At 58.0% G+C, this 23445-nt stretch carries 21 protein-coding genes; 3 read left to right on the top strand and 18 right to left on the bottom strand.

Annotated features, from left to right (window positions below; all coding sequences use genetic code 11):
* Positions 1-118: 118 nt before the first annotated feature.
* The 7 genes from lpdA to sdhC all read right to left on the bottom strand — a co-directional run bounded on the left by lpdA (position 119) and on the right by sdhC (position 9308).
* A complete protein-coding gene (gene lpdA, locus KP808_RS09320; protein WP_230018225.1) occupies positions 119-1555 on the bottom strand; it encodes a dihydrolipoyl dehydrogenase in 1437 nt (478 codons plus the stop codon).
* Between the two features lie 170 nt (positions 1556-1725).
* A complete protein-coding gene (odhB, locus tag KP808_RS09315; RefSeq protein WP_044323471.1) occupies positions 1726-2946 on the bottom strand; it encodes a 2-oxoglutarate dehydrogenase complex dihydrolipoyllysine-residue succinyltransferase in 1221 nt (406 codons plus the stop codon).
* Positions 2947-2987: 41 nt separating this feature from the next.
* The gene (locus KP808_RS09310) at positions 2988-5819 is read right to left on the bottom strand and encodes a 2-oxoglutarate dehydrogenase E1 component (RefSeq protein ID WP_058400463.1); all 2832 of its coding nucleotides are present in this window, start codon (positions 5817-5819) and stop codon (positions 2988-2990) included.
* Between the two features lie 259 nt (positions 5820-6078).
* Complete coding sequence (locus KP808_RS09305) at positions 6079-6783, bottom strand: succinate dehydrogenase iron-sulfur subunit (RefSeq protein ID WP_004658943.1); 705 nt, start codon at positions 6781-6783, stop codon at positions 6079-6081.
* A 12-nt stretch (positions 6784-6795) separates the two neighbouring features.
* On the bottom strand, positions 6796-8568 hold the full coding sequence (gene sdhA / locus KP808_RS09300) for a succinate dehydrogenase flavoprotein subunit (RefSeq protein ID WP_002552976.1): 1773 nt from the start codon (positions 8566-8568) through the stop codon (positions 6796-6798).
* Between the two features lie 3 nt (positions 8569-8571).
* Entirely contained in the window at positions 8572-8940 is a 369-nt protein-coding gene (gene sdhD / locus KP808_RS09295) for a succinate dehydrogenase, hydrophobic membrane anchor protein (RefSeq protein WP_003382006.1), read from the bottom strand.
* A complete protein-coding gene (gene sdhC / locus KP808_RS09290; RefSeq protein WP_002552975.1) occupies positions 8934-9308 on the bottom strand; it encodes a succinate dehydrogenase, cytochrome b556 subunit in 375 nt (124 codons plus the stop codon). Before sdhC ends, sdhD begins: the two co-directional genes overlap by 7 nt.
* A gap of 362 nt (positions 9309-9670) precedes the next feature.
* Between sdhC and gltA the strand changes: the two genes are divergently transcribed.
* Complete coding sequence (gene gltA / locus KP808_RS09285) at positions 9671-10960, top strand: citrate synthase (RefSeq protein ID WP_002552974.1); 1290 nt, start codon at positions 9671-9673, stop codon at positions 10958-10960.
* A gap of 67 nt (positions 10961-11027) precedes the next feature.
* Here the strand turns inward: gltA and KP808_RS09280 are convergent, their stop codons facing one another.
* The 9 genes from KP808_RS09280 to KP808_RS09240 all read right to left on the bottom strand — a co-directional run bounded on the left by KP808_RS09280 (position 11028) and on the right by KP808_RS09240 (position 18268).
* Positions 11028-11639: an START domain-containing protein gene (locus KP808_RS09280; protein ID WP_122258717.1), complete on the bottom strand. Its 612-nt coding sequence runs from the start codon at positions 11637-11639 to the stop codon at positions 11028-11030.
* 57 nt (positions 11640-11696) lie between these two features.
* A complete protein-coding gene (locus tag KP808_RS09275) occupies positions 11697-11954 on the bottom strand; it encodes a YkgJ family cysteine cluster protein (RefSeq protein ID WP_230018223.1) in 258 nt (85 codons plus the stop codon).
* A gap of 94 nt (positions 11955-12048) precedes the next feature.
* Positions 12049-12690: a translation initiation factor 2 gene (locus KP808_RS09270; RefSeq protein WP_326839560.1), complete on the bottom strand. Its 642-nt coding sequence runs from the start codon at positions 12688-12690 to the stop codon at positions 12049-12051.
* A gap of 116 nt (positions 12691-12806) precedes the next feature.
* Complete coding sequence (locus KP808_RS09265; RefSeq protein ID WP_002552970.1) at positions 12807-14246, bottom strand: aminotransferase-like domain-containing protein; 1440 nt, start codon at positions 14244-14246, stop codon at positions 12807-12809.
* Positions 14247-14463: 217 nt separating this feature from the next.
* Positions 14464-15279 (bottom strand): OmpA family protein, encoded by an 816-nt coding sequence (locus KP808_RS09260; RefSeq protein ID WP_011168312.1) that lies wholly within the window; start codon positions 15277-15279, stop codon positions 14464-14466.
* Positions 15276-15629 carry a DUF4398 domain-containing protein gene (locus KP808_RS09255; RefSeq protein WP_004658957.1) on the bottom strand — a complete coding sequence of 118 codons (354 nt, stop codon included), beginning with the start codon at positions 15627-15629 and terminating at the stop codon, positions 15276-15278. Before KP808_RS09255 ends, KP808_RS09260 begins: the two co-directional genes overlap by 4 nt.
* Before the next feature lie 10 nt (positions 15630-15639).
* Positions 15640-16467 (bottom strand): substrate-binding periplasmic protein, encoded by an 828-nt coding sequence (locus tag KP808_RS09250; RefSeq protein ID WP_058409240.1) that lies wholly within the window; start codon positions 16465-16467, stop codon positions 15640-15642.
* 121 nt (positions 16468-16588) lie between these two features.
* The gene (locus KP808_RS09245) at positions 16589-17518 is read right to left on the bottom strand and encodes an electron transfer flavoprotein subunit alpha/FixB family protein (RefSeq protein ID WP_058400456.1); all 930 of its coding nucleotides are present in this window, start codon (positions 17516-17518) and stop codon (positions 16589-16591) included.
* Positions 17519-18268, bottom strand: coding sequence for an electron transfer flavoprotein subunit beta/FixA family protein (locus KP808_RS09240; RefSeq protein WP_230018212.1), 750 nt, complete (start codon positions 18266-18268; stop codon positions 17519-17521).
* 519 nt (positions 18269-18787) lie between these two features.
* Here KP808_RS09240 and KP808_RS09235 point away from each other — a divergent pair.
* Complete coding sequence (locus KP808_RS09235; protein ID WP_058400454.1) at positions 18788-20443, top strand: electron transfer flavoprotein-ubiquinone oxidoreductase; 1656 nt, start codon at positions 18788-18790, stop codon at positions 20441-20443.
* A 47-nt stretch (positions 20444-20490) separates the two neighbouring features.
* On the opposite strand, the gene KP808_RS09230 is transcribed toward KP808_RS09235, so the two are convergent.
* The gene (locus KP808_RS09230; RefSeq protein ID WP_058400453.1) at positions 20491-21384 is read right to left on the bottom strand and encodes an AraC family transcriptional regulator; all 894 of its coding nucleotides are present in this window, start codon (positions 21382-21384) and stop codon (positions 20491-20493) included.
* Positions 21385-21563: 179 nt separating this feature from the next.
* On the opposite strand from KP808_RS09230, the gene KP808_RS09225 reads away from it, so the two are divergent.
* Positions 21564-22616 carry an NAD(P)-dependent alcohol dehydrogenase gene (locus tag KP808_RS09225; protein ID WP_230018210.1) on the top strand — a complete coding sequence of 351 codons (1053 nt, stop codon included), beginning with the start codon at positions 21564-21566 and terminating at the stop codon, positions 22614-22616.
* Positions 22617-22627: 11 nt separating this feature from the next.
* Here the strand turns inward: KP808_RS09225 and KP808_RS09220 are convergent, their stop codons facing one another.
* A complete protein-coding gene (locus tag KP808_RS09220) occupies positions 22628-23437 on the bottom strand; it encodes an IclR family transcriptional regulator (RefSeq protein WP_230018203.1) in 810 nt (269 codons plus the stop codon).
* Positions 23438-23445: the final 8 nt, after the last annotated feature.

Raw genomic sequence — 23445 nt, 5'->3', positions numbered from 1 at the left:
GCAAGTGCCGTGGGACACTCGTGAAGCCGCCTGAGAGGTCGAGTCCGGCGCAGATTCCGCGGTAAGCCCTGCTTGCAAGGCCAACGACGGGCACTGCGCCGTGGTTTCTCTTGTTGTCTTAGCGTTTCTTGCGATTCTGGATATGGATGGCGCCGCCATTCACAGCCAGTGCAGCTTCATGCAGCGCTTCGGACAGGGTCGGGTGCGAGAAGACCATCATGCCGATGTCTTCTGCGCTGCTACCGAATTCCATCGCGATTGCGCCCTGCTGTACCAGCTCGGCAGCGCTTGGACCAATAACGTGAACACCCAGTACGCGGTCAGTCTTGGCATCGGCAATGATCTTGACGAAGCCGCCGGTGTCGTTGGCTGCCATGGCACGGCCGCTGGCCGCGAACGGGAACGTACCGACATTGACTTCAACGCCTTCGGCCTTGAGCGTCTGCTCGGTCTTGCCGACCCAGGCGATTTCCGGGTGGGTATAGATAACCGACGGGATCAGGTTGTAGTTCATCTGAGCCTTGTGGCCCTTGATGCGCTCGACAACCATGATGCCTTCTTCCGACGCCTTGTGTGCCAGCATCAAGCCACGCACCACGTCACCGATGGCGTATACGCCAGGAACGCTGGTGGTGCAGTAGTCATCAACGTAGATGAAACCGCGCTCGTCCAGATCAACGCCGCTGTCCGATGCCAGCAGGTCAGTGGTCACGGGACGACGGCCAACGGCAACAATCAGACGATCAAAGGTAATCGACTGCTCGCCAGCGGCGTCGGTGTAGCTGACCACCACTTCTTCGCCTTCGACCTTGGAACCGGTCACGCGAGCACCCAGCTTGATGTCCAGACCTTGCTTGGTAAAGGTTTTCAGCGCTTCCTTGGAAACTGCTTCGTCGGCCGCCGGAATGAACTTGTCCAGTGCTTCCAGAACAGTGACCTTGGCGCCAAGGCGAGCCCATACAGAACCCAGCTCCAGACCGATCACGCCAGCGCCGATGACGCCCAGACGCTGTGGAACCTGTTGGAATTCCAGAGCACCGGTCGAGTCGACGATGACTTTCTGATCAACCGGAGCTGGCGGAATGTCGATAGGACGCGAGCCCGAAGCCAGAATCACATGGTCCGCTTCGATGATTTCAACGGTGCCGTCGGCAGCCGTCAGCTCGACCTTCTTGCCAGCCAGCAGTTTGCCGTGGCCTTGCAGAGTGGTCACGCCATTGGCTTTGAACAGGCTGGCAACGCCGCCGGTCAGGCCTTTGACGATAGTCGACTTGCGACCGATCATGGCCGGCACATCGATATTCACTTCAGATGTCGAGATGCCGTGCACGCTGAAGCCGTTCTTGGCTTCATAGAACTTCCAGGAGCTGTCGAGCAGCGCCTTGGAAGGAATGCAACCAACGTTGAGGCAGGTACCACCGAGGGCCAGTTTGCCCTCCTTGTCCTGGTACTTCTCGATGCAGGCAGTCTTGAGACCAAGTTGCGCAGCCTTGATGGCGGCAACATAACCGCCAGGGCCTGCGCCAATCACTACCACGTCGAATTTCTGGGACATAACAAAGAGTTCCTCTTTAGCTGCGAGCTTTTAGCTGCAAGCTGCAAGTCGATCCGCGATCAGGCAAAAACGACTTGCGACCTATTAATCAGGTGAAACACACCAGCCCCGGCTGCACGCTTTTTCACTTCTGACTTGAAGCTCGAAGCGTGCAACCCAGGACTGCCTCATCAGATATCCAGCAACAGACGAGCCGGATCTTCCAGCAGGTTCTTGATGGTCACGAGGAAGGTTACCGCTTCCTTGCCGTCAATCAAACGGTGATCGTACGACAGTGCCAGATACATCATCGGACGAATCACTACCTGACCGTTGACTGCCATCGGGCGCTGAAGAATGTTGTGCATGCCCAGAATTGCAGCCTGTGGCGGGTTGACGATCGGCGTCGACATCATCGAACCGAAAGTACCACCATTAGTGATCGTGAAGGTGCCGCCGGTCATCTCGTCGATGGACAGTTTGCCATCACGGGCTTTCTTGCCGAAGGTGGCGATGCCGCCTTCGATTTCAGCCAGGCTCATGTGCTCGGCGTTACGCAGAACCGGTACAACCAGACCACGGTCGCTGGACACTGCAACACCGACGTCGGCGTAGCCGTGGTAGACGATGTCGGAGCCGTCGATCGACGCGTTGACAGCCGGGAAGCGCTTCAGCGCCTCGGTAGCAGCCTTGACGAAGAACGACATGAAGCCCAGACGTACGCCGTTGTGCGACTTCTCGAAGAGGTCCTTGTACTTCGAACGCAGTGCCATGACTTCGGTCATGTCGACTTCGTTGAACGTGGTCAGCATGGCCATGTTCGACTGGGCTTCGACCAGACGCTTGGCAACGGTTGCACGTACACGGGTCATCGGCACGCGCTTCTCGGTACGGTCGCCAGCAGCGACAACCGGTGCGGCAGCGGCAGCAGGTTTGGCGGCAGGAGCAGCGGCTGGAGCGGATTTCTTCGCTTCAACGGCAGCGACCACGTCTTCCTTGGTGATACGGCCGTCTTTACCGGTGCCCTTGACGCTCGCCAGGTTGATGCCGTTTTCCTCAGCGAGTTGACGCGCAGCAGGCGCGGCAATCGGGTCTTCTTCGCCAGCGGCAGCCGGTGCAGCGGCAGGTGCCGAGGCAGGCGCAGCAGCAGGTGCTGGAGCAGCAGATGCCGTGGCACCATCATTCAAAGTGCCAAGCACTTCGTTGGAGAGGACGATAGCGCCCTCTTCCTTGGTGATCGAGCCCATCACGCCGTCAGCTTCGGCCAATACTTCCAGGACAACCTTGTCAGTCTCGATGTCGACCAGCATCTCGTCCCGTTTTACCGCATCACCCTCTTTTTTGTACCACTTGGAAATGGTGCCATCGGCAACGGATTCCGGGAAAGAGGGGGCTTTGATCTCGATAGCCATTATCTGTAATTCCTTAATTCGGTTTCTAATGCTCGAAGGCGTTAAACAGTGAAGGCATCTTGCAACAGTTTTTCCTGCTGCTCGGCGTGCATCGAAGCGTAACCACAGGCTGGAGCGGCAGAGGCGTCACGACCGGCGTACTCGAGAACGAGTTCACGTTTGTGGTTGCCCATGCTGCGGCGCAGATGGTGCTGACTGCTGTACCAGGCACCCTGGTTCATCGGTTCTTCCTGACACCAGACCACATGCTGCAGGTTGGTGTACGGCGCGATGGTTTCCATCAGGTCGTCTTCAGGGAACGGGTACAGCTGCTCGAGACGAACGATGGCGATGTCTTCACGCCCTTCGGCACGGCGTTTTTCCAGCAGGTCGTAGTAAACCTTGCCGCTGCACAGCACCAGACGCGTGACCTTGGCCGGATCGAGGGTATCGATTTCCGGAATGACGGTCTGGAACGAGCCTTCGGCCAGATCTTCCAGGGTCGAAACAGCCAGTTTGTGACGCAGCAACGACTTGGGAGTCAGCACGATCAGCGGCTTGCGCAGCGGGCGGATGACCTGACGACGCAGCAAATGGTAGATCTGCGCCGGAGTCGTTGGTACGCACACCTGAATGTTGTGCTCGGCACACAATTGCAGGTAACGCTCAAGACGTGCCGACGAGTGCTCTGGCCCCTGCCCTTCGTAGCCGTGAGGCAACAGCATGGTCAGACCGCACAGACGGCCCCACTTGTGTTCACCGCTGGTGATGAACTGGTCGACAACCACCTGGGCACCGTTGGCGAAGTCGCCGAACTGCGCTTCCCAGATAACCAGTGCATCCGGCTGGGTGGTCGAGTAACCGTATTCGAATGCCAGCACGGCCTCTTCCGACAGGAACGAGTCGTACAGGTCGAAACGCGGCTGACCGGAGTACAGATTCTGCAGCGGGATATAGGTCCCGGCGTCTTTCTGGTTGTGCAGTACGGCGTGGCGGTGCGAGAACGTACCGCGACCGATGTCCTGCCCTGTCATACGGATCGGGTGACCTTCGAACGCCAGCGTGGCGTATGCCATGGTTTCGGCGTAACCCCAGTTGATCGGCAAGCCACCGGCCTGCATCTTCTGACGGTCTTCGTAGATCTTCTGAACCTGACGCTGCACGACGAAGCCTTCAGGCAGTTCCATCAGCTTGGCGGACAGCTCCTGCAGGGTCTTGAGGTCGAAGCGAGTGTCGTGACGCGCAGTCCAGGCGTGGCCCAGATAAGGACGCCAGTCGACGAACAACTCCTTGTTCGGCTCCTTGACCAGGCTTTTCACTACGTGCAGACCATTGTCCAGCGCGCTGCGGTAATCATCGACCTTGGCCTGAACACGGGCTTCATCGAGAATGCCGGTCTTGATCAGATGCTCGGCATACAGCTCACGGGTGGTGCGCTGCTTGGTGATCTGCTGATACATCAGAGGCTGAGTGCCACTCGGCTCGTCAGCTTCGTTGTGACCACGACGACGGTAGCAGACCAGATCGATCACGATATCGCGCTTGAACTGCATGCGGTAATCGATCGCCAGCTGGGTCACGAACATCACGGCTTCCGGATCATCACCATTTACATGGAGGATCGGCGCCTGGATCATCTTGGCAACGTCGGTGGCGTACTCGGTCGAACGCGAGTCCAGCGGGTTGCTGATGGTGAAGCCCACCTGGTTGTTGATGACGATGTGGATCGTGCCGCCCGTCTTGAAGCCGCGGGTCTGCGACATCTGGAAGGTTTCCATGACCACGCCCTGACCGGCAAAGGCCGCGTCGCCGTGGAGGGAAATCGGCAGAACCTTGTCACCGTTAGGATCGTTGCGACGATCCTGACGCGCACGCACCGACCCCTCGACCACCGGAGAAACGATCTCCAGGTGAGACGGGTTGAATGCCATGGCAAGGTGAACCTCACCGCCTGCGGTCATGACGTTGGAAGAGAAACCCTGGTGATATTTGACGTCACCGGAACCCAGTTCCACTTTTTTCTTGCCTTCGAACTCGTCGAACAGGTCGCGCGGGTTCTTGCCAAAGGTGTTGACCAGTACGTTGAGGCGGCCGCGGTGGGCCATACCGATCACGACTTCCTTGGTGCCATAGGACCCGGAACGCTGAATCAGCTCGTCGAGCATCGGGATCAGGCTTTCGCCACCTTCCAGACCGAAGCGCTTGGTACCCGGATATTTGGTACCCAGATACTTCTCGAGACCTTCGGCTGCGGTGACACGCTCGAGCAGGTGGCTCTGGATATCAGCCGAGAACGCTGGACGGCCGCGAACACTCTCAAGACGCTGCATGAACCAGTTGCGCTGCTCGGAATCCACGATGTGAGTGAACTCGGAGCCGATGGTGCGACAATATGTCTGCTGCAACGCTTCATGAATTTCGCGTAGGCTCGCTTCCTCTTTGCCGATGAACAGGTCGCCGGCACGGAAGGTCGTATCAAGATCGGCATTGGTCAAGCCGTAATGATTGATCGACAGATCCGCAGGCGCAGGGCGCTGCCAAAGGCCCAACGGATCGAGCTGAGCAGCCTGGTGGCCACGCATCCGATACGCCTGGATCAGTCGCAGCACTTCAACCTGCTTCTTCTCGTGCTCGCTGCTCACACTGCCGGCGGACACCGGTTGAGCGCGGCGCTGGTTTTTGGCCAGCAACACGAAATGATCGCGAATAGTCGAGTGCGATACATCAGTGGCAGAGCTGCCGTCTGCTGGCAACTTCTGAAAGTAGGTGCGCCATTCTTCTGGCACAGCGTTAGGGTCGTGCAGGTAAAGCTCATAGAGCTCTTCCACATAGGCAGCGTTACCACCGGATAGGTGGGCACTGTTCCACATGCGCTGCATCACGCTTTCTTGCATGCTTGGTCACCCTCGGTAAGGGGACACCACCGGCGAAGACACCAGAGCAATCCTGAAATAGTCGTGTGCAGCGACTGTATCAAGTCACCAGGGATCACGCAGATAGTCCGGGTACCAGCCCGGATGCCCCTGCTGGTCTCATTTCTTCAAAATAAGAGCGGCAGCTTTGCGAGCTGCTGCTCAGGTTAAAACTACGGCGCCGGTTGAAGCCTGCGCCGCAGCCACTTCAGTGCAACGGTGTAACAGATAAAACGATGAATCAGACGCCGCTTTGCAACAACATGTTGCGCACGTGACCGATAGCCTTGGTTGGGTTAAGGCCTTTCGGGCACACGTTGACGCAGTTCATGATGCCGCGGCAGCGGAACACGCTGAACGGGTCATCAAGCGAAGCCAGACGTTCATTGGTGCGGGTGTCACGGCTGTCAGCCAGGAAACGGTAGGCTTGCAGCAGCGCAGCAGGACCCAGGAACTTGTCGGGGTTCCACCAGAAGGACGGGCAGGAAGTCGAGCAGCAAGCGCACAGAATGCACTCGTACAGACCATCGAGCTTTTCGCGCTCTTCCGGAGTTTGCAGACGTTCGATGGCCGGAGCCGGCGTGTCATTCTGCAGGAACGGCTTCACCTTCTCGTACTGCTTGTAGAAGATGCTCATATCGACGACCAGGTCACGAATGACCGGCAAACCAGGCAGCGGACGTACGATCAGCTTGTTCTTGGCAACAACGGCAGACAGCGGCGTGATACAGGCCAGACCGTTCTTGCCATTGATGTTCATGCCATCGGAACCGCACACGCCTTCGCGGCATGAGCGACGATAAGAGAACCCTTGATCCTGTTCTTTGACCAGGGCGAGCACGTCCAGCACCATCAGGTCCTTGCCACCGGTATCGACCTGAAACTCCTGCATGAACGGCGCGGCGTCCTGCTCAGGGTTGTAACGATAAACACTGACTTGCAACATATCGGCCACCCCTTAATAAGTCCGAATCTTGGGTTCAAAAGTCGGAACAGTCTTCGGCGAGAAGTTCACGGCACGTTTGGTCACGCGCTTGTCACCCGGGAAATACAGGGTGTGGCACAACCAGTTCTCGTCATCGCGATCTTCAAAGTCTTCACGGGCGTGAGCGCCGCGGGACTCTTTACGATGCTCTGCGGCGATCGCCGTGGCTTCGGCAACTTCCAGCAGGTTTTGCAGTTCAAGCGCTTCGATACGGGCGGTATTGAATGCCTGGCTCTTGTCATTGATCTTGACGTTGGCGATACGCACGCGCAGGTCAGCCAGCTGAGCAATACCCTTCTGCATGTATTCGCCGGTGCGGAACACACCGAAGTAGTTCTGCATGCAGCTTTGCAGCTCTTTACGCAGCGTGGCGACGTCTTCGCCGGTAGTGCGCTCGTTCAGGCCGGCAACGCGTGCCAGCGCAGCATCGATGTCGGACTCGGAGGCACGGGCGTAGTCGATACCTTCGCTCAGCGCTTTCTCCAGGTGGATACCCGCAGCGCGACCGAACACCACCAGATCGAGCAACGAGTTGCCGCCCAGACGGTTGGCACCGTGAACCGATACGCAAGCCACTTCACCTACCGCGAACAGACCCGGAATGATCTGATCGACACCGGCGGCGTCCTGAGTGATCGCCTGACCATGAATGTTGGTGGCAACGCCGCCCATCATGTAATGGCAGGTAGGAACTACCGGAATCGGCGCTGTTGCAGGGTCGACGTGAGCGAAGGTCTTGGACAACTCCATAATGCCTGGCAAACGGCTGTGCAACACTTCTTCGCCCAGGTGATCGAGCTTGAGCATTACATGGTCGCCATCCGGACCGCAGCCGTTACCGGCAATGATTTCCTTGACCATGGAGCGCGCAACCACGTCACGACCTGCAAGGTCCTTGGCGTTAGGAGCATAACGCTCCATGAAACGCTCGCCGTGCTTATTGATCAGGTAACCGCCCTCACCACGGCAGCCTTCGGTGACCAGTACACCTGCACCGGCAATGCCGGTCGGGTGGAACTGCCACATTTCGATGTCCTGAACCGGGACACCGGCGCGCAGTGCCATACCGATACCGTCACCGGTATTGATCAGGGCGTTGGTGGTCGAAGAGTAGATACGACCTGCACCGCCGGTTGCCAGCACGGTAGCGTTGGCACGGATGTAGGAAGTTTCGCCGGTTTCAATGCAGATGGCGATGATGCCGACAAAGGCACCGTCCTGATTCTTGACCAGATCCACGCCGTAGTATTCGTTGAGGAATACGGTGCCAGCCTTGAGGTTGGCCTGATACAGGGTGTGCAGCAGTGCGTGACCGGTACGGTCGGCAGCAGCACAGGTACGTGCAGCCTGACCGCCCTTGCCGAAGTCCTTGGACTGACCGCCAAACGGACGCTGGTAGATGCGACCCTGTTCGGTACGGGAGAACGGCAGACCCATGTGCTCGAGTTCGAAAACAGCTTCAGGGCCTACGGAACACATGTATTCGATAGCGTCCTGGTCACCGATATAGTCGGAACCCTTGACGGTATCGTACATGTGCCAGCGCCAGTCATCGTTCGGATCGGCAGAGGCAATTGCGCAGGTGATGCCACCCTGGGCAGAAACGGTGTGCGAGCGTGTCGGGAACACCTTGGTGACCACGGCAGTCTTGTGACCACCCTGAGCGAGCTGCAGAGCAGCGCGCATACCGGCACCGCCACCACCAATGATGATGGCGTCGAAGGAAAGCGAATTTATGTTAGCCATGAATCAGATACCCCAAAGAATCTGCACGCCCCAGACGAAGTAGGCGAACATCAGAACGCCGCATACCGCCTGAAACAGAAAACGTACTGCAGTGGCGGACTTGCCCAGCGCCATCGGCGTCAGGTAGTCGGTCGCGATGGTCCACATGCCGACCCAGGCGTGAGCGCCAAGGGCAACGAGAGCCAGCAGACTGAAGATACGCATTCCGTTGTGTGCGAACAGATCATGCCATTGGGCGTAACTCAGACCCGGATGAAAGACCATGTATCCGATCAGGAATATGAAATAAGCCGCGAGCACGACCGCAGAAACACGCTGAGCCATCCAGTCATAGAGGCCCGAACGCGAAAGGTTGGTGACGTTGGTTACCATATCCATACTCCCGCCAGAAGAATCAGTACCACGGAAACCGCGATAACGATTTTGGAGCCCAGCTTGCCGCCTTCGAGCGTCTCGCCTACCCCGGAGTCCATGATGAGGTGACGGATACCGGCCACCATGTGATACAGCAGGGCAGACAGAAGCCCCCAGATGATCAGCTTGGCCAGCGGGCTGGTCAGACACGCCTTGACTTCACCGAAGCCTTCTTCGGACGCCAGCGACTTGTCCATTGCATACAGCATGATTGCAATACCGACAAAGAGGATGACACCGGAGATGCGGTGAAGGATGGACGTGTAAGCGGTGACTGGGAGCTTGATGGTCCTTAGGTCTAGATTTACAGGTCGTTGGCTATTCACGGCTTTTTTTCACACTGAAGAGCCCCTAACAATCAGGGCAAGTTGTTGGGAAGTGCACTGGTCAGGTACCCACCACCCAGGAAGTGACGACCCCCTTGAAACAGGCCAAAAAGCCTTTGGCGGTCGGACGCCGAGTATAGACAGTTAGGTTACTAATGACAACGCGCAGACTTACCGCCAATGGCGCATTGCGTTGCCGGGACAAAAGGCGTAAATGGCAGGAAACAGCTTGAAAAAATCCACAGCGAGCCCTTGCGGAACACGACTTTAGGCAAATTGACTTTAGAATTTATCTCACTATAGTGATGCGGGCCCTGCGTGGGGGGCCTGTCTGATGATTTGAAGCATAAATAGGAGGCCACATGGCTGACAAAAAAGCGCAGTTGATCATCGAGGGCGCTGCCCCCGTCGAGCTGCCAATTCTGACCGGTACAGTGGGTCCGGACGTGATCGACGTACGCGGCCTGACCGCCACCGGCCGCTTCACATTTGACCCTGGCTTCATGTCCACGGCCTCTTGCGATTCGAAGATCACCTACATTGATGGTGACAATGGCATTCTGCTGCACCGCGGCTACCCGATCGAACAACTGGCCGAGCAGTCCGATTACCTCGAAACCTGCTACCTGCTGCTCAACGGCGAACTGCCGACCGCCGAACAGAAAGCCCAGTTCGTGGCCGTAGTCAAGAACCACACGATGGTTCACGAGCAACTCAAGACCTTCTTCAACGGCTTTCGTCGCGATGCCCACCCGATGGCCGTCATGTGCGGCGTAGTCGGCGCCCTGTCAGCGTTCTACCACGACTCGCTGGACATCAATAATCCGCAGCACCGCGAGATTTCTGCTGTACGCCTGGTCGCCAAGATGCCGACCCTGGCAGCGATGGTCTACAAGTACTCCATGGGTCAGCCCATGATGTACCCGCGCAACGACCTCAGCTACGCCGAAAACTTCCTGCACATGATGTTCAACACCCCGTGCGAGATCAAACCGATCAGCCCGGTGCTGGCCAAGGCGATGGACAAGATCTTCATCCTTCACGCCGACCACGAGCAGAACGCCTCGACGTCCACTGTACGTATGGCAGGCTCTTCGGGTGCCAACCCGTTTGCCTGTATCGCTGCCGGCATCGCCGCGCTGTGGGGCCCGGCACACGGCGGCGCCAACGAAGCGGTACTGACCATGCTGGATGAAATCGGTGACGTGTCGAACATTGACAAGTTCATCGCCAAGGCCAAGGACAAGAACGATCCGTTCAAGCTCATGGGCTTCGGTCACCGCGTCTACAAGAACCGTGACCCGCGCGCCACCGTAATGAAGCAGACCTGTGACGAAGTACTGAAAGAGCTGGGCATCACCAACGATCCTCAACTCGAACTGGCCATGCGCCTCGAAGAGATCGCCCTGACCGACCCATACTTCATCGAGCGCTCGCTGTACCCGAACGTCGACTTCTACTCGGGCATTATCCTCAAGGCTATCGGCATTCCGACCAGCATGTTCACCGTAATCTTCGCTCTGGCGCGGACCGTCGGCTGGATTTCGCACTGGAAAGAAATGCTCTCCAGCCCTTACAAGATCGGTCGTCCTCGCCAGCTCTACACCGGCAATGTGCAACGCGACATCGTCGCCCTGCAAGACCGCAAGTAAGCGTTACACGCAAAAACAAAGGGCTGCCACTGGCAGCCCTTTTTTGTGCGTACTGCATACTGCAGGATTATTGCGTTTGCGCGGCCCGCTCTCTGAGCGCTTTCAGCGTGTTGAACGGCGCGTCGACAACAAACTTGTTGGCCAGCATCGATGGCACGCTACCACCGGGCTCGGTGTGAACCTGATAAGTCACCTCGGTCTGGTTTGGCCCCTTGGGCACCATCTTCCAGAACCCCTTGACCTCGGTCACACGCACGAAACCCTTTTCCTCGGGAACGTACTTGGGCTGCTCCTCAAGATTCCGGGTAATACTGCCGTCAGCCCCCTCCTGAGTGGTGATCAACAACACCGAGTCACGGGGCGTCACCGGCCAGGGCGTATTGAACTGGCTGTAAGTCCAGGTCTTGTTACCTTCGTGCTTGAGTATCTTCTGCAACTTGCACTCATGAATCCAGGCGCAGGCCCCGGCAACATCCTCTTGAAGCGCACGCAGCTTGCTCACGCTGGCATTGATCAGCGCAATGCCCTGGTAGGCCTTGTAGTCGGACCCAGGCACGTCACTCAACGAAACCTTGATGCCATCCTCGTTCTTGACCACTTTCCAGTCGTCAGCCTGTGCCGTTCCAGCAAGCATTACAGTAAAACCACAAGCAACAGCCATGCGATACAGCGGACTCATTGTTTTATTCCTTGTTTTGAAGTTCCGACAAAGCACTTGCGCTCAAAAACAGCCCTTTCATGCCACTGCAGTAGCTTTTTCCCACCAACCAATAAGGCGAATGGCATCCGCCCGATCGACTCCGCAAACATCTTCCGCCGCCTTGAACTGACTGCATACCGCAGGTCGCTCGGGCCTGCCGAACAAGGCGCACAGAAACTCGACCGACAAGTGCAGGCATCGCTCACCTGCAGGTTTTCCCTCAGGCATGCCGGGTATGGGAGACGTGATGGAAGGCGCTATGCAGCACGCACCACAATCGGAACGGCAGTCCATGACCAGACACCCTTACTGAAAAATAGAAAAAGAGGAAGGATATTAACCGTCAAAACATCTGTTTGAAAACGCTGTATCGGACGATAGGCAGGGCTTACTGCTTGAATTTGAAATCCAGTGCAGCACCTTCGACATCACGACGGTTTTCGTTGCGCATCTGCAATTGCATTTCGTTGGTCAGCAATCGACCTTCAAGCTCAAAGGGGCCCGGATTGGCCGAAGACCCCTTGTCGCTGAACATCTGCGGCAATATCGGCTTGCGCTTGCTGGTAATCACATTGGCGGGCGGGTCCAGCTCCTTGACAAGCTCGGGCGGCAAACTCAGGTCGAGCTTTGGCGACTTGATGCGCACATCCTTGGCACTGGCCGTTTTGGCGTCTTTGGCGTTCTTGCGCTTGCTGACAGGCGCCTTGGCCGCCACTACTTTCGACGGCGACTTTTCAGAGACTGCCGCCTTGGCCACCGGAGGCGCTGATGGTTGTGATTTTTCCTTGCCCACCACTACCGGCACCACCGGGACACCCGGCATCAACTGATGCATGGTATCGGGTGCCTTTATCTGTTTTGCATCCGTCGCCACCGCCTCCACAGGTGCCTCGGTCTTCAAGTGCACTTCAGGCGAGACCGGGGCAGTAATAACCGCCTCGGTTTTGGACTTGGGCACAGGAGGATCCTGAGCATCACAACCACTCAGAAGCACGACGACAAGCAATCCCAGACAGCGAAAAACATTCATAGGCAAAAAGTCAGACAAGACAGTGGCAAATAGCCGGAAAAGAAACACATGCTGTGCTTTTGAGGCCAACCTGACAAGCCAAGAGTTCAAAACAATTGACAAAAAATCTTTACAACTCAGTACACATGTACCGCTTCCTGACACAACTGCTTGGCCAGAATACCCAGCGTCATCAGTGCCCGCTCAGCCTCTTTGTTCCAAGGCATCCCGCAGTTGAGGCGAATGCAATGATTGAACTGCTCGGTATTACTGAAGATCAACCCTGGCGCGATACTGATACCCTGCTCCAGCGCGCGAACATGCAGTTCCTGAGTATTGACCCGGCCCGGCAGACTCACCCACAGAATGAACCCACCCGCAGGGCGACTCATCTGCGTGCCCTCAGGGAAGAACTGCTGCACCGCCAGCTGGAAGGCGCTGAGATTCTTGCGGTATTCCAGGCGAATGAAACGCAAGTGCCGATCGTAGCCACCGTTTTCGAGGTACGCGGCGACTGCCATTTGCGTGACACTGCATGCAGAGTGCGTGCTGAAAGTCTGCAAACGTTGAATTTCTGCCTGATATTTGCCAGCAATGATCCAGCCGATGCGTACACCCGGCGACAGGGTCTTGGAAAAGCTGGAACAGTAAATCACCCTCCCCAGCCGATCGAACGCCTTGAGCGCCTTGGTCCTCCCGACTTCGAACATCAACTCGCCATAGACGTCGTCTTCAACCACCTGAATATCGAAGTCCGAGGCCAGACGCAGGAGGTTCTTCTGCCGCTCCTCCGGCATGGTGCCGCCCAGTGGGTTGCTCAAGCGTGAAGTCAGTACCAGTGCCTTGATTGACCATTGATTGGCCGCCAGTTGCAGGGCCTCCAGGCTGATGCCGGTGGCCGGATCGCTGGGGATTTCAATCACTTTCAAGCCCAGCAGATCGGCAAGTTGCAACAATCCGTAATAAGCAGGCGACTCGGCAGCAATCAGGTCACCCGGCCGGGTCAGCACACGCAGGGTCATTTGCAGTGCGTCCACGCAACCATGAGTGATCACCACCTCGGACGGGTCGACCACCACACCAGCGTCGCGCATACGGATGGCGACCTGCCTGCGCAGCGGCTCGAAACCCGGACTGAACATATAGCTGAAGGCCCGCGGGCTGTGAAAACGCGTCACTTTCGCCAGTTGCTGATGCAGCGCGCGCACCGGCAGGTAGTCCACATGAGGCACAGCGGCACCCAGGGCGAACACGCCCTCGCGGCGGGATTCTTCGAGCACTTGCTGGATGATGCTGCTGCGCGTGACCAGACCAGGCCGCTCGACCCGCGCGATATCCGGGGTCGAAGCTGTCAGCGCGGGCGTTTGATGGACGTAGTAGCCGGATTGAGGACGCGCCCGGATCAGCCCCTGGTCTTCAAGGTTCGCGTAAGCCTGCAACACCGTCGCATGGCTGACGTTGAGCTGCGAACTCATTTTGCGAACGGACGGCACACGCTCGCCGGGCTGATACACACCACGGCGGATGTCTTCGGCCAACTGCTGAGCGATACGCTGGTAGAGCAAGAGATTGGTCATGACACAGCCTCGAAAAGACCGGTGATTTATTGTTTTTAAAAATACAGATACGGAATAACCGGCACAGTCCAGAAGTGTACGGGAACAGTTTACATTCAAGCCAGCGATCGCGACCTCTGCATGAAAATAAACGCGGCTGAAAACGCCATATGCAAAGCCTTTAAAGCCAAAAAAGCCCGAGGCCGTTTCCGGCGTCGGGCTTTTTGAGAGGTCTTTATCAGCGCGCTGCGCCTAACTGACCTTTTTCATCGGAAAAAACAATTTCCACACGGCGATTTTGCGCGCGCCCTCGCTCGGAGGCGTTAGCGTTCACCGGGAACTGCTGACCATAGCCCTCGACATGGATACGTTTTTCGTCGACACCCAGGTCCATCAGAACGTCTGCGACCGCTTGTGCACGATCCTTCGACAGCTTCAGATTCTCCTGACGGTCACCTGTGCTGTCGGTATACCCCTCGATCCGGACCACTCGACGCGGATTGATCTGCAAGAACTGCACAACCTTGAGAATGGTGCGACTGGCCGAGCTTTTCAGCTCGGCGTGCCCGGCGTCGAACAGCACATCTCCCAACGTCATGACCAGCCCGCGATCGGTCTCGGTGGTTGCCAGACTGAGGATCTGATCTTCCAGCCAACGCCCCTGCTGCTGGGCGCTGGCCAGCTTGGCTTCACGCAGCGCCAATTGCAGACGCTGGCGCTCCATGTCCATTTTCGCCAGGCGCTCCTGGCTCAGCATCAGATTGCTGTGCTCACGCGCGATCTCGCTATAGCGGCTGCTGAGGTAGGCGTAGTGAGCGACATCGGCACCGCTCCCCAAGTAACTGGACAGACGCTCGGCGCGAGCCAGAGATTCGCCAGCGCGAATGACATCCTTGGGCGCGCTGCGCAACACATCGGTATCTTCCTTGACCTTCTGGAAATCGGCACTGGCCTGTTGCAAGGCCTGCCCGCTGTCCTGATGACCGGCACACCCGTAAAGGCCAGCCGAACCCAGCAACAGGCACACACTCAGTACACGCGGAAGACGGTTCATTGTGCCTCTCCCAGTTGCTTGCGTAACCGATTGAGGCGGGTATTCAACTGATTGACCTGCTCCTGACTCTTGAGGGTGAGCACTCGGGCCTCTGCCAGCCGGGCATCAAGCTCGGCCTGCTCGGCTTTCATGCGCGCGTCCTTGTAGGCGTGGGTCGCCATGGAGGCGCGAGCTTCGGCAAAGCGGGCCAGAGCGACTTCCATCTCGGGCTGATCATCACCCGCGCCAACGGCTTTGGCCTGCTCCAGCGCCTGCTCGGTCAGCTTGAACTGCTCGGTCGGTAGCGGGTCGCTGGCGCAGCCAGCCAGCGTGGCGATGGCCATGACGGCGATTGAAAAACGAATACTCACAAAAACATCCCTACTTGTCTGGTGCGCTGGCGCTGGCAGGTTGCAACAGTTGGGCTTTCCACAACTCCAGGTTGTGCCTGATGACATCACCCGCAAGGCCGGAGGCGGCCGATTCTGTCATCTTTTTCGCCAGTTGTCCGCGCAACCATGGTTCGTTGCAGGCCGAATTGAACGACAACGCCAGATAAAACCCGGGCGTATCGACCGGCAAGGGTTGCGCAGCCAGGTCTGCAGAAAGACCCAGCGTCTGCACCATGACCATCCCGGCGTAACGACCGGCAAGCACGTAATCCACCTCACCCAGCGCCAGCTTCTGAAAAGCCGGGGTCAGGCCTGGCAGGCGTGTCAGGGTCAGATGCTGCTTGGCCGCAGCCTCGAATGAAGGCGTCAATCGGGTCTTTTCCGACATGGCGCCAGGATGATCGTGCAGCTCGGCCAGGGTATTGAACGGTACGCTGTGATCGTGACGCGTCCAGACCATGATGTCGTTCTGCACAATCGGCGGATGAATGTAATCAAGCGACTCAAGCTGCGCTGCATTGAACGGCGCGTCCGCCAGCAAGTCCATGCGCCCGGTGCGCACCTCCTCAAGTGCCTGACTGCGCTTGCCGCCGTACAGGAACTCGACCTTGATACCCAGCTCACCTGCCGCCTGTGTCAGCAGATCGGCATTGGCGCCCATCAGATGACGTGGGTCCTGAGGATCACGCCACAGATAAGGCGGCGCGTCCGGACTGCCGGTCACAATCAGACGCTCGCACTTGCTGGCAGCGAATGACAGCGTAGGCAGCATGATCAGCCCGAGAAAAAGCGAAGACAGCAGCCGGGGGTGCACCATGAAAAGTCCTTTTGATACCCGATAAAAAAACCCGCTCGATCCGGGCCTATGTACCGCAAGCAACCTGCCGGCACACAACCCCCGAACGGAACGGGTTCTCTTTATAGTGGAAGCGCGTGGCTTAAACCAGCTTCTCCAGCTCGGGAATGGCTTCGAACAAATCAGCCACCAGCCCGTAATCGGCCACCTGGAAGATCGGAGCTTCCTCATCCTTGTTGATCGCAACGATCACCTTGGAGTCTTTCATGCCGGCCAGATGCTGAATGGCACCGGAAATACCGACAGCAATATACAGCTGAGGCGCAACGATCTTGCCGGTCTGGCCGACCTGCATGTCGTTGGGCACAAAACCGGCATCGACCGCAGCACGGGAAGCCCCCACTGCAGCACCGAGCTTGTCGGCCAGCGTGTACAGGTGCTTGAAGTTGTCGCCGTTCTGCATGCCACGACCGCCGGATACGACGATCTTGGCTGCCGTCAGTTCTGGACGATCGGATTTGGCCAGTTCTTCGCCGACGAAGCTGGACTTGCCCGCATCGTGAGCAGCCGAAACCGCTTCAACAGAAGCCGAACCACCCTCGGCAGCGACCGGATCGAAACCGGTGGCACGCACGGTGATGACCTTGATCGCGGCAGTGGACTGCACGGTGGCAATGGCGTTACCGGCGTAGATCGGGCGGGTGAAGGTGTCGGCCGAGACCACCGAAACGATCTCGGAGATCTGATCGACATCCAGCTGCGCGGCAACGCGCGGCAGGATGTTCTTGCCGTTGGAGGTTGCAGCAGCCAGAACGTGACTATGACCCGCAGCCAGTTCTACGACCAGTGGCGCAACGTTTTCAGGCAATTGATGTGCGTAGGCAGCGTTGTCGGCCACCAGCACTTTCGCCACGCCGGCAATTTTGGCGGCGGCGTCGGCAACGGCGCTTACGCCTGAACCGGCAACCAGCAAGTGGATGTCACCGCCGATCTTCTGCGCGGCAGCCAGGGTATTGAGCGTAGCCGGGGCTACGGTCGCATTGTCGTGTTCAGCGATAACCAGGATCGTCATTTAGATTACCTTCGCTTCGTTTTTCAGTTTCTCGACCAGTTCAGCCACCGATTTGACCTTGATGCCCGCGCTGCGTGCAGCCGGTGCTTCAACCTTGAGGGTCTTGTTGGTCGATGCCGTGGAAACGCCCAGTGCATCCGGGGTCAGCACTTCAAGCGGCTTTTTCTTGGCTTTCATGATGTTGGGCAGCGAAGCGTAGCGCGGCTCGTTCAGACGCAGGTCCGTGGTCACGATGGCTGGCAGGGTCAGGGAAACAGTTTGCAGGCCGCCGTCGATTTCACGGGTCACGGCAACCTTGTCACAGGAGACTTCAACCTTGGAGGCGAACGTACCTTGCGGGTAGCCACTCAGCGCAGCCAGCATCTGGCCGGTCTGGTTGTTGTCGCTGTCGATAGCCTGTTTGCCAAGGATCACCAGTTGTGGCTGCTCCTTGTCGACTACTGCCTTGAGCAGCTTGGCCACGGCCAGAGAGGTCAGTTCTTCGGCAGACTCGACCAGCACGGCACGGTCTGCACCCAGCGCCAGCGCAGTACGCAGTTGCTCCTGAGCAGTGGTCGGACCAATGGTGACGACCACGATTTCCGTTGCCACGCCCTTCTCTTTCAAGCGCACCGCTTCTTCAACAGCGATTTCGCAGAACGGGTTCATGGACATTTTGACGTTGGCAAGATCGACGCCGGAGTTGTCCGCCTTGACGCGAACCTTGACGTTGTAGTCGACCACTCGTTTGACAGCTACAAGAACCTTCATGGATTCCTCACTCTCCGGTGAAAAGAAGTCGCCTGGCGATGCCAGACGATCGATATGTGTCCTCAACAAGCAATCGCAATGCGTGCAGGCCGCCCGGGCGACTTTAAAAAGCCATATAAAAGCCGGGAGTCACCCGTCAAGCAGCGGCAGGGTGTGTAAAATGCGCCGTGCGACGTTGACCTGTTGCCTGCACCGCGTCCGCCTGATGCCTTTTGAGAGACTTCCTGCAACGCAGGTGCCTCGTTTCAGCCTACGGCAAACGCAAAACCGCCCGTATATTGACCGCAACGCCTTTTCCGGTCAATACGCCAAATCGGCCAGTTCCGAGTCTGGTGTCTTTGATTTATCTGGGCTGCGGGCAATTCAAACAAACGTTTGTATTGGACCCATGCAGTGGTGTAGATATAATGCGTGCCATTAAAAGACGGGTGGTGCTCAACACCTCCTGCGTCGGCCTGCAGCGACTCATAAAGCAGCGCCCATAAAAACACCGTGAGCCTTGAACGTAGGAGATAGCCTGTGGAACGCGAATACATGGAATTCGACGTCGTCATCGTCGGAGCCGGCCCTTCCGGGCTTTCTGCCGCTTGCCGCCTTAAACAGAAGGCCGCTGAAGCCGGGCAGGAAATCAGCGTCTGCGTGGTGGAAAAAGGCTCCGAAGTCGGCGCACACATCCTGTCCGGTGCCGTGTTCGAACCGCGCGCGCTGAACGAGCTGTTTCCAGACTGGCAGGAATTGGGCGCTCCGCTCAATACACCGGTCAAGCGTGATGACATCTACGTCCTGCGTGACGCCGAAAAGGCGCAGAAAATTCCGGACTTTTTCGTCCCCAAGACCATGCACAACCATGGCAACTACATCATATCCCTGGGCAACCTGTGCCGCTGGCTCGCCCAGCAGGCTGAAAACCTCGGTGTGGAAATCTACCCGGGCTTTGCCGCTCAGGAAGCGCTGTTCGACGAAAACGGTGTAGTGCGCGGCATCGTCACCGGCGATCTGGGTGTCGACCGCGAAGGCAACCCCAAGGAAGGCCTGTACACCCCCGGCATGGAACTGCGCGCCAAGTACACGCTGTTCGCCGAAGGCTGCCGCGGTCACATCGGCAAGCAATTGCTCAAGCGCTTCAACCTCGACGACGAAGCCGATGTGCAGCATTACGCCATCGGCCTGAAGGAAATCTGGGAAGTCGACCCGGCGAAGCATGAACAGGGCCTGGTGGTGCACACCGCAGGCTGGCCACTGGACGACGCCAATCCGGGCGGCTCGTTCCTGTACCACCTGGAGAACAATCAGGTGGTAGTCGGCCTGATCGTCGACCTGTCCTACAGCAACCCGTACCTGTCGCCGTTCGACGAATTCCAGCGCTACAAGCACCACCCGGTCATCAAACAGTACCTTGAAGGCGGCAAACGCATCAGCTACGGCGCACGCGCCATTGCCAAGGGCGGCCTGAACTCACTGCCGAAGATGGTATTCCCTGGCGGCGCGTTGATCGGTTGCGACCTTGGCACCCTGAACTTCGCCAAGATCAAGGGCAGCCACACGGCAATGAAGTCCGGCATGCTCGCAGCCGAGTCGGTTGCAGATGCGCTGTTCGCCGGCAAGGAAGGCGGAGACGTGCTGACCTCCTACGTCGATGCCTTCAAGGCCAGCTGGCTGCATGCAGAGCTGTTCGCCAGCCGCAACTTTGGCGTGGCGATCCACAAATACGGCGCGATCAAGGGTGGCGCCTTCAACTTCATCGATCAGAACATCTTTGGCGGCAAGCTGCCGTTCACGCTGCACGACACCACGCCGGACTACGCCTGCCTCAAGCTGGCAGCGGACTCAAAGAAAATCGATTACCCGAAACCCGACGGCAAGCTCAGCTTCGACAAGCTCAGCTCGGTATTCCTCTCCAGCACCAACCATGAAGAGGAACAACCTTGCCACCTGAAGCTGACCGACCCGAGCATCCCGATCAGCAAGAACCTGCCGCTGTACGACGAGCCTGCCCAGCGCTATTGCCCAGCTGGCGTGTATGAAGTCATCACTAAAGAAGATGGCGAGAAGCGCTTTCAGATCAACGCGCAGAACTGCGTGCACTGCAAGACCTGCGACATCAAGGACCCTTCGCAGAACATCACATGGGTTGCACCGGAAGGCGCTGGCGGGCCGACTTACCCGAATATGTAAGGCAGCGGCAAGTTACAGGCGCTGATCTTGCCGCTTGTAGCTTGCCGTTAAACCCTGCAGCCCTCTTCTCCCGGACTGCGCTCAAAGTAACGTTTGTATTCACGGCTGAATTGCGACGCACTCTGATAGCCGACCCTGAGCGCGACCTGCGACACATTCAGCCCGTCGGCCACCAGCAGTTGCTGGGCCTTGAGCAGGCGCAGACGTTTCAGGTACTGCACCGGTGACAACAAGGTGCTGCGTTTGAAGTGCTCGTGAAAGGTCGAGGTACTCATGTTTGCGCAACTGGCCAGCGTGTCGACGTTCAGCGCGTGATCATAGTGCTCATGCAGATAGGTTACCGCCGAAGCAATACGTGCGAATTGCCCCTGCTGTTCGACCAGCGCACGCAAAACCCCTGATTGCGGTCCACGCAGCGCGCTGTACAGCACCTCACGAATCCTTGATTGCCCCATCGCCTGACACTCCAGCGGATCGTGCAGACAACGCAGCAGGCGTTCGACGCTGTCACGCATCGCAGAGTCGATGCGCACCGAGGTCATCGACTCCGGGGTCTGCATCTGGCTTTCCTGGCCGCTGGCCGGGCCCATCGCTTGCACCAACTCGCCAAGCAGCACGCGGTCGATGGCTACCGATACGCCATACAACGGCTTGTCCGGGGTGGCGAAGGTCTCGCACTTGAACGGCACAGACAGCGCCTGAATCAGGTAATGCCCGGTGCCATACTCAAACGTACGTGGCCCCAGGCAGGCGACCTTGCTGCCTTGCACGACGATCATCAGGCTCGGCTCGTAAATCTGCGGGCTGCTGGCGACATAGCCAAACGCCGAAAGCACGCGAACCTCGGGCAAATGCGTCGCCACAAAGCCGGGACGCACTGCCAGCGGCTGGATCAAGGAGACAAGCGTGGCATTGCCATCAATAACAACAGGTAACGTCATGGGAGCAGCCTGACAGAGAAACAGACAACTGTATCATCGCAGATTTGCGCTTCATAGCCGACCCTGAAACGTCAGGCCGGAGGAATAGGCATGAAACACGTAGGATTCACCATAGCCACGAAGGACACGTATCAGGACAATTGATCGCCTCTATTCCGTAACACCTTGCGAGGTCAAACATGTACACAGCAATAGGTTATGCCGCACAGTCAGCTACCGCCCCCCTCGCCCCGATGACCTTCGAACGTCGCGCTCCGCGTGCCGACGACGTTGCCATCGAAATCCTCTACTGCGGCGTCTGCCACTCCGACATTCACCAGGCGCGCAACGAATGGGGCATCGCTGTTTACCCGCTGATGCCTGGCCATGAAATTGTCGGTCGCGTGACCGCCACTGGCGCCAACGCCAGCAAATACAAGGTCGGCGATCTGGTCGGTGTTGGCTGCATGGTCGATTCGTGCCGCGAATGCTCGGCCTGTAAATCGGATCTCGAGCAGTATTGCCTGGAAGGTCCGACCATGACCTACGCCACGCCTGACCGCGTGGACGGCAGCAACACCATGGGTGGCTACTCCAACAGCATCGTGGTCGCCGAGCATTTCGTTGTGCGCATTCCAGAGAAACTCGACCCGGCCGCTGCTGCGCCAATCCTTTGCGCAGGCATCACCACTTATTCACCGCTCAAGCACTACGGTGTGAAGTCTGGCGACAAGGTCGGTATTCTGGGCATGGGTGGTCTGGGCCACATGGGCATCAAGTTCGCCAAGGCAATGGGCGCTGAAGTGACCCTGTTCACTCGCTCCGCAGCCAAGGCTCAGGAAGCACGTCGTCAGGGTGCAGATCATGTGATCGTGTCCACCGACGCTGAACAGATGAAAGCCGCTGCCGGTCATTTCGACTTTCTGCTCGACACCATTCCGGTTCAGCATGACCTGAACCCCTACCTGGAGACGCTGCGCTTTGACGGCGTGCACATTCTGGTCGGTCTGATCGAACCGGTCGAGCCGCCAGTCCATGCAGCCCACCTGGTGATGAGCCGTCGCGTATTGGCCGGTTCGCTGATCGGTGGTATCGCTGAAACTCAGGAAGTGCTGGATTTCTGCGCCGAGAACGACATCACCTGCGACATCGAAATGCTCGATATCCGCAACATCAACGAAGCCTACGAGCGCATGCTGGCCGGTGACGTGAAATACCGCTTCGTGATCGACATGGCCACGCTGCAGGCCTGATTCACTGCGAATCAGCCGCCGAGATCGGCCGAGAGTTCCGCTGCTATCTGCTTGATCAGCGGGACCAGCTCGGCCATCTTCTCCAGCGGCATGTAGGGCACGGTACTGGCGACACTGATGCCGGCAACGATCTGTTTGCTGGCATCACGTACCGGCGCTGCAACGCAACGGATCGACGGTTCGTTGTCCTCCAGATCGAACGCATACCCTCCCTGCACATATTCTTCCCTTCGCGCCTGCAACTGCTCCCAGGTTTGCTGCTCATGAGCAGGCCATAGCGGATTCCTGCCACTGCTCGGCATGCTGGCGTCATACAAGCGCTGCCACTCCGGCAACCCGCTATCCAGCAGCAACGCCTTGCCGATACCGGTTCGCACCAGCGGCATGCGATGCCCGACCCGCGAGCGCATTTCCGGGCCATTGCGACCAGGGTTCTTGTGCAGATAAAGCACGTCGTCACCTTCCCGCACCGCCAGATGCACCGTATCGCCCGTCAGCTCCGACAGCCGATCCAGATATGGCCGGGCGAGCATTGCCAGTGGCACTTCTTCGCGCGCCTGAAACCCCAGCTCGATCAGTTTCGGTCCGAGCAGATAACCCACTTGAGGCACCACCCGAAGGTAGCGCTCTTCGACCAGGCAACTGGCCAGACGGTGAGTGGTGCTGCGTGTGGTGCCGATCAGCCGGGCGATTTCCTTCAGGTCCCGCGCACCACCGGCCACCGCCTGCACCACGCCAAGCCCGCGCAGCAGAGTCTGGGTCCCTGTCGGCGCCGGTTCTTTGCCGGTAATTTTTTCAGGGATGATCGAATCGTTGTGCATGACAGGCC

This window comes from Pseudomonas savastanoi (genome assembly GCF_020917325.1).
GTDB lineage: Bacteria > Pseudomonadota > Gammaproteobacteria > Pseudomonadales > Pseudomonadaceae > Aquipseudomonas > Aquipseudomonas amygdali.
Note: the sequence above shows the minus strand (reverse complement) of the source record. Positions and strands in the feature narration are given on the sequence as shown.